We start from the raw sequence: 6079 nt of genomic DNA on the forward strand, positions 1-6079 counted from the left end.
AATTTCAAACTAATTCGTTTTATTCCTGTAATTTGAATTGTACCACTCATTCTAACAATAGCAGCTAATTCAGCTATAGCACTAGATCTATTTTCTATAGGTAATCTTGATAATTCATTTTTAGTTGTTGAAGAAAAAGACATTATATCTCTCCTACTTTAATTTTATATTGATATTAAATTAATTTTAATACTTTTTTTATTATTTTCCTTTCATCATTATATTTAATCAAATCTTTAACCCTATCTTTATGAACAAAAGTAGCTTCTATAAAACCTTCATTTTTCTGAGGAACTGATTCCATATTATTAGCTGTCATCAGATACCAATGGACTGTCTTAAAAACCATTTCATTTCCTTTAATGCTTTTATAAGTATAGTGAACCATTCCTATATATCTTATTATTTCAGCTCTAATTCCACTCTCTTCAAATACTTCTCTAATGGCAGTTTCTTTAATATTCTCATTTTTTTCAACTCTTCCTTTAGGCAGTACCCAATCTCCATTAAACTTTTTTAGAAGCAGTATGGCATTCCCAAATATGACCACACCTCCAGCACTTACTTCTTCAACCACTGAAACCAACTCCCACTATATTAAAACTATATAGATATTAAGCTTATTATACTATAAATAAGGAGATTATGCTAAATATTTTTAAATAGTTAGCTTTAATCTAACACTTAAGATGATATAATAATAAAAGAGTACAATTTAAAGGAGGTTTTTTTATGAAATTAGATATGAATTATGTAATAGACAACTTGGTATCATTACTCAATATTCCTAGCCCTTCAGGCAATACAAAAAAAGCTATAGATTTTGTTGAAAAAGAGTTTAATTCTATAGGTGTTTCAACTTATAAGACTAATAAAGGTGCTTTAATCGCCACTATCCCTGGTAAATATCAAGAAAAAGAAATTACTTTATCAGGTCATGTAGACACTTTAGGTGGTATGGTAAAAGAAATTAAATCTAATGGAAGAGTTAAACTCACACAAATTGGAGGATATGTTTGGAGTACTATAGAAGGAGAATATGTTAATATTCAAAATAGTAATGGAAAATTATATTCTGGTACCATACTTACAACTAAGGCTTCTTCTCATGTTCATGGAGAAAAAACTAAAACTTTAGAAAGAAATATGGATAATATGGAAATTAGATTAGATGAAAAAGTTTCTTCTAAAGAAGATATAGAGAAATTAGGAATTAATGTAGGAGATTTTATTTTCTTTGATCCTAGAACAGTTGTTACTGAAAGTGGATTTATTAAGTCTAGGCATTTAGACGATAAAGCTGGTGTAGCATCTCTATTAGGAATTGCCAAATATTTAATCGATAATAATATCAAACCTGAATATACTACTAATTTCTTTATTAGTAATTATGAAGAAGTAGGTCATGGCGCTAGTGCAGCTATTCCTGAAAAAACTTTTGAATTTATAGCTATAGATATGGCTGCTCCTGGAGAAGGACAGACATCAGATGAACATAGTGTTACCATATGTGCAAAGGATAGTTCTGGTCCATATGATTTAGAATTAAAAAATAAATTAGTCAATTTAGCAAAGGAAAATAATCTAAATTATAAAATCGATATATATCCATATTATGGTTCAGATGGTTCTGCAGCATTAAGGGCAGGTTATGATTTTAAAGTAGGACTAATTGGCCCTGGTGTAGATGCTTCCCATTCCTTTGAAAGAACTCATAAGGAGGCCATAGAAAATACTATAAAACTAGGTTTATTATATCTAATATAATTTAAAATCTTAATATGCCGCCTATGATATAATAGGATTACTTAATATTTCCACGTTTAATTTTAAGTAATTTCTGCAAAATATAGATGAGGTGGTTTAATGAGTATTAATGAAAAATTTATTATAAATTTACAGGGTAAATCCTATGTAACCTATGAAGGTTTATTGGATTTAGCCCACCAGAAAGGTTTGAAATCTATTGAGGTTGAACTAATTCAAATCCCCACAAATGAAAATAATATGATAGCCATTTGTAAAGCTACAGCTACAACAGAAAATGAAATCTATACTGATATAGGTGATGCTAGTCCTCACTCCGTTAATTCTACTATAGTACCTCATTTAATCAGAATGGCTTCTACCCGTGCAAAAGCAAGAGTTCTAAGGGATTTGACCAATGTGGGAATGACAGCTTTTGAAGAGATAACTTTAGAAGATAAAATAAATGAAACTGAAGATGATTATATGCCTAATCAAATAGAACCTCCAACAAAGAGACAGTTGGAAACTATCAAAAAATTAGCAGAAGAATTAAATACTACTATAAATTATGATAATCTTAACAAAAAATCTGCAGGAAGTTTAATCTCTAGGATGTTAGAGGAAGTTAAAAAGAGTTAAATAATTAAAGGGGCGATTAAAACCGCCCCTTTATACACAATCTTTGTTTAGTCTGTATTTAGCTATTTCTATTAATATCCTACTCAATTCTAAAGAATCATGTCGAATATATTCTTTCTTAATGTCTATTAAATTTTCTTTTATTACTTGAATACCTTTAGAGTTCAATATGTCCTCGTCCTCTTCCCTTAAAATTACAGGTTCAGAACCATCTGATGCATATTTGTTTAAAGTTTCTTTTGGTATTTCTTCTGTATTGACAATTACATAATCTAAAAAATCTTCTCTACTATGAGCAAGTATTCCCTTCACATGGTCTAATACCGTATATCCATCAGTTTCCCCTGGTTGAGTCATTACATTTGAAATATATACTTTAGAACCTTCAGCATTATAAATTGTGTCTACTATATTATTTACCAATAGATTAGGTACTACACTAGTATATAAACTACCAGGTCCTAATACTATTAAATCAGCTTCTTCAATAGCTTCTACTGCTTCTTCTAGAGGATAACTAACTTTAGGTTCCATATAAATCCGTTTAATTCTACTGGATAGTTCCTTGTTTTTTAAAGGAATTGCTGATTCACCTTTTATGGTTTGACCATTTTCCAATATGGCGTATAAGGTTACATCCTCCAATGTCATTGGTAAAACCTTCCCAGTTACAGCTAAAACATTACTTGTTTCTTTTATTGCCATTTCAAAACTTCCATATATTTCATTCATAGCAGCGATAAATAGATTTCCAAAATTTTGTCCTTTTAACAATCCTTCACTAAATCGATATTGGAGCAATTTCTCCATAGTAGGCTCTGTATTAGCCAATGCTAATATACAAGATCTAATATCTCCTGGAGGGAGCATTCCTAAATCCTCTCTTAATTTACCAGAACCTCCTCCATCATCTGCTACTGTTACGATAGCAGTTATATTAGATGTATATTCCTTAAGTCCCCTAAGCAATACAGATAATCCAGTTCCTCCTCCTATAACTACTACTTTTGGTCCTTTAGATAATATCTTTTCTTTATACTTTTTAGTTTTAATATATTCTTCATAAATATCTTTATCCAAAATATCTTTCTTATCCATAATTTTGCCCCTTTACGCTAATCTATAATCCCTATGACTAACAATAGCCCTATGTTGATTTTCTTTAAGCCTTTTTTCTATCTCATTTGCAATAGCAACAGATCTATGCTTTCCACCAGTACAGCCTATCCCTATTATTAATTGAGTTTTCCCTTCTTTTATATAATAGGGAATTAAAAATTCCAACATATCCATTAATTTATCAACAAATTTATTAGTTTGATCCCAATCGAATACATATTTTCGTACATTTTCATTTTCTCCAGTATAGTCTCTTAGCTCTGGTATATAGTAGGGATTAGGTAAAAATCTTACATCAAATACTAAATCCGCATCTAATAGCATCCCATGTTTAAAACCAAAGGACACTACAGATATTGTTAACTTTCTCAACTCTAGTCCTTCAAAAAATATTTTATATATCTCTTCTTTAAGCATTCCTATTGTAAGTTTTGATGTATCTATAACAAAATCCGCTCTCTTTTTTACCTCTTCAAGTAGTCTTCTTTCTTCTGATATTCCATCTAATATCCCTCCCTTAGGATTTAAGGGATGAGGTCTTCTAAGTTCTTTATACCTTTTAATTAATACTGGATCTAATGCATCTAAGAATAAGATCTTGTACTTTATACCTTCTGTATTTAATTCTTCTAATCCTTTAAATAAATCCTCAAAAAATATTCCCCCCCTAATATCTACCACTACTGCTACCTTATCTATATTCCTCTTAGATTCATAGCATAGTTCAGCAAATTTAGGAAGTAATGCAGGAGGTAAATTGTCCATACAATAATATCCCATATCTTCCATTGCCTTCATAGCTTGACTCTTCCCTGCCCCAGACATTCCTGTAATTATTAGAAATTCCATTAACACTCACCTCCATAATTTAATCCACTAGGTTCCTTATCCTATTAATTGGAACTTTAGCTTCTTTAGCTCTTTTCAATGCCTCATTTAAATTACCCACATTTATTGGATCATGAGCATCGCTATTTATGCAAAATTCCACTCCGGTTTCTAATGCAATTTTTATATTTTCAACGGATAATTGGCTATGTTTAGAATTGATTTCTAATGCTACACCTTTTTTAAAAGCTGCTTTTCCTATTGCTTTAATATCTAATTCAGCTTTAGAACCAGGATGAGTTATAATATCAACTGGATATCTATTGATTGCCTTTATCAAAGCTTCTGTATTTTTGTCTATAATTTTATCTCTATATAGTGGAAATATTTTTGATAATGGATTTATCATATACATAAATAGTCCGTCTTTTATCGACTTAGGTGTAACTCCATAATGATATCCTAATAAAAGTATATCGATAATGTTAAGTATATTATTATTAACATCTATTGTCCCATCATACCCAATTACATTAGCTTCTATTCCTAATAGTATTCTAATCCCTTTATCTTCGTATTCCCTATTTAATCTATCTATTTCATCCCTCATTTTATACAGTTTCTTTTCCTTTACGCCATATAAATAATGGCCTGGTCCATGATCGCATATGGCAATTTCCTTTAACCCTTTTTCAATAGCTACTTCTACATTTTCTATTATAGTTCCTTTACCATGGCTATATATGGTATGAGTATGATAATCTCCTATTATTTTCATCTTTTTCCCTTTCTAATAGTCTCCTATTATTTTGATCTCTGGTTCTAACATTATATTATATTTATCATGTACAATTTTTTGAACTGTTTTTATAAGAGTAAAAACTTCTTCAAAGGTAGCATTCCCTCTATTTACTATAAATCCACAATGTTTTTCAGAAACTTGAGCATATCCAAATCTAATTCCTCTAAGGCCAGCATCATCTATAAGTTTACCTGCATAATATCCTGTAGGTCTTTTAAAAGTGCTGCCACCACTAGGTAAGTCCAATGGCTGTTTAGAAACACGCCTATTAGTAAAATCCTTCATCTTTTCTTCTATTTTAGAATATTCCTGCTTCCTTAATTGTAATTCTACCCCTAAAACTATAAGTCCTTCGTCTATAACAGTACTGCCTCTATATCTAAAATTCATATCTTTATTAGCTAATTCCACTATATTATTATTCTTATCTAGAGCTATTACTTTAGTTACAATATCCTTCATCTCTCCACCATAGGCTCCAGCATTCATGGTAATAGCACCACCTATAGTGCCAGGAATTCCACTGGCAAATTCAAAACCTGCTAAGGATTCTCTTAATGCTTTCTTTGCAATAACTGATAACAAGGTTCCTCCTTGACAAAATATTTTATCATTATCTATCGCTATATTATCAAAGCCATTGGCGATTTTAATAACAACTCCCCTTATACCTGTATCCCTTACTAATAGATTAGTTCCATTTCCCATTATAATATATTTTATATTCTTTTCTCTACAAAATTTTATTGATTCAATAATATCTTTTTCTCTGCTAGGTATTATCATTATATCTGCTGGCCCACCAATTTTAAAGGAAGTATGGTTTTTCATAGGTTCATTAAATAATATTTTTCCAAAACTTTTGTCTTTAAACAATGTAGAAAGTTTAGATTTCTCCAAAATACCACTCCTATGTTTTAATTTTCATTTTTAAATCTATCT

Annotated in this window: 7 protein-coding genes; 2 read left to right on the plus strand and 5 right to left on the minus strand. The window is 30.2% G+C overall.

All coding sequences use genetic code 11. The features are described from left to right. Positions 1–175: 175 nt before the first annotated feature. Entirely contained in the window at positions 176–577 is a 402-nt protein-coding gene (locus VK998_RS12850; RefSeq protein WP_325229051.1) for an NUDIX hydrolase, read from the minus strand. 155 nt (positions 578–732) lie between these two features. Here VK998_RS12850 and VK998_RS12855 point away from each other — a divergent pair, with 155 nt between their 5' ends. Then, positions 733–1767 (plus strand): M42 family metallopeptidase, encoded by a 1035-nt coding sequence (locus VK998_RS12855; protein WP_325229052.1) that lies wholly within the window; start codon positions 733–735, stop codon positions 1765–1767. A 99-nt stretch (positions 1768–1866) separates the two neighbouring features. Further along, a complete protein-coding gene (locus VK998_RS12860) occupies positions 1867–2388 on the plus strand; it encodes a hypothetical protein (RefSeq protein ID WP_325229053.1) in 522 nt (173 codons plus the stop codon). Between the two features lie 30 nt (positions 2389–2418). Here VK998_RS12860 and VK998_RS12865 read toward each other — a convergent pair whose 3' ends face one another. The 4 genes from VK998_RS12865 to murB are packed head-to-tail and all read right to left on the minus strand — an operon-like array spanning position 2419 to position 6037. After that, positions 2419–3486 (minus strand): gluconeogenesis factor YvcK family protein, encoded by a 1068-nt coding sequence (locus VK998_RS12865; protein ID WP_325229054.1) that lies wholly within the window; start codon positions 3484–3486, stop codon positions 2419–2421. A gap of 12 nt (positions 3487–3498) precedes the next feature. Then, positions 3499–4356, minus strand: coding sequence for an RNase adapter RapZ (gene rapZ / locus VK998_RS12870; protein ID WP_325229055.1), 858 nt, complete (start codon positions 4354–4356; stop codon positions 3499–3501). 19 nt (positions 4357–4375) lie between these two features. Continuing rightward, on the minus strand, positions 4376–5113 hold the full coding sequence (locus VK998_RS12875) for a PHP domain-containing protein (protein WP_325229056.1): 738 nt from the start codon (positions 5111–5113) through the stop codon (positions 4376–4378). Positions 5114–5125: 12 nt separating this feature from the next. Next, complete coding sequence (gene murB, locus VK998_RS12880) at positions 5126–6037, minus strand: UDP-N-acetylmuramate dehydrogenase (RefSeq protein ID WP_325229057.1); 912 nt, start codon at positions 6035–6037, stop codon at positions 5126–5128. Between the last annotated feature and the right edge of the window lie 42 nt (positions 6038–6079).

This window comes from Schnuerera sp. (genome assembly GCF_035459645.1).
In the GTDB taxonomy this organism is placed as follows: Bacteria; Bacillota; Clostridia; order Tissierellales; family Tepidimicrobiaceae; genus Schnuerera.

Coding starts and splice junctions, on each gene's coding strand:
- VK998_RS12855 (WP_325229052.1), top strand. CDS start 733: ATGAAATTAGATATGAATTATGTAATAGACAACTTGGTATCATTACTC.
- VK998_RS12860 (WP_325229053.1), top strand. CDS start 1,867: ATGAGTATTAATGAAAAATTTATTATAAATTTACAGGGTAAATCCTAT.
- VK998_RS12865 (WP_325229054.1), bottom strand. CDS start 3,486: ATGGATAAGAAAGATATTTTGGATAAAGATATTTATGAAGAATATATT.
- rapZ (WP_325229055.1), bottom strand. CDS start 4,356: ATGGAATTTCTAATAATTACAGGAATGTCTGGGGCAGGGAAGAGTCAA.
- VK998_RS12875 (WP_325229056.1), bottom strand. CDS start 5,113: ATGAAAATAATAGGAGATTATCATACTCATACCATATATAGCCATGGT.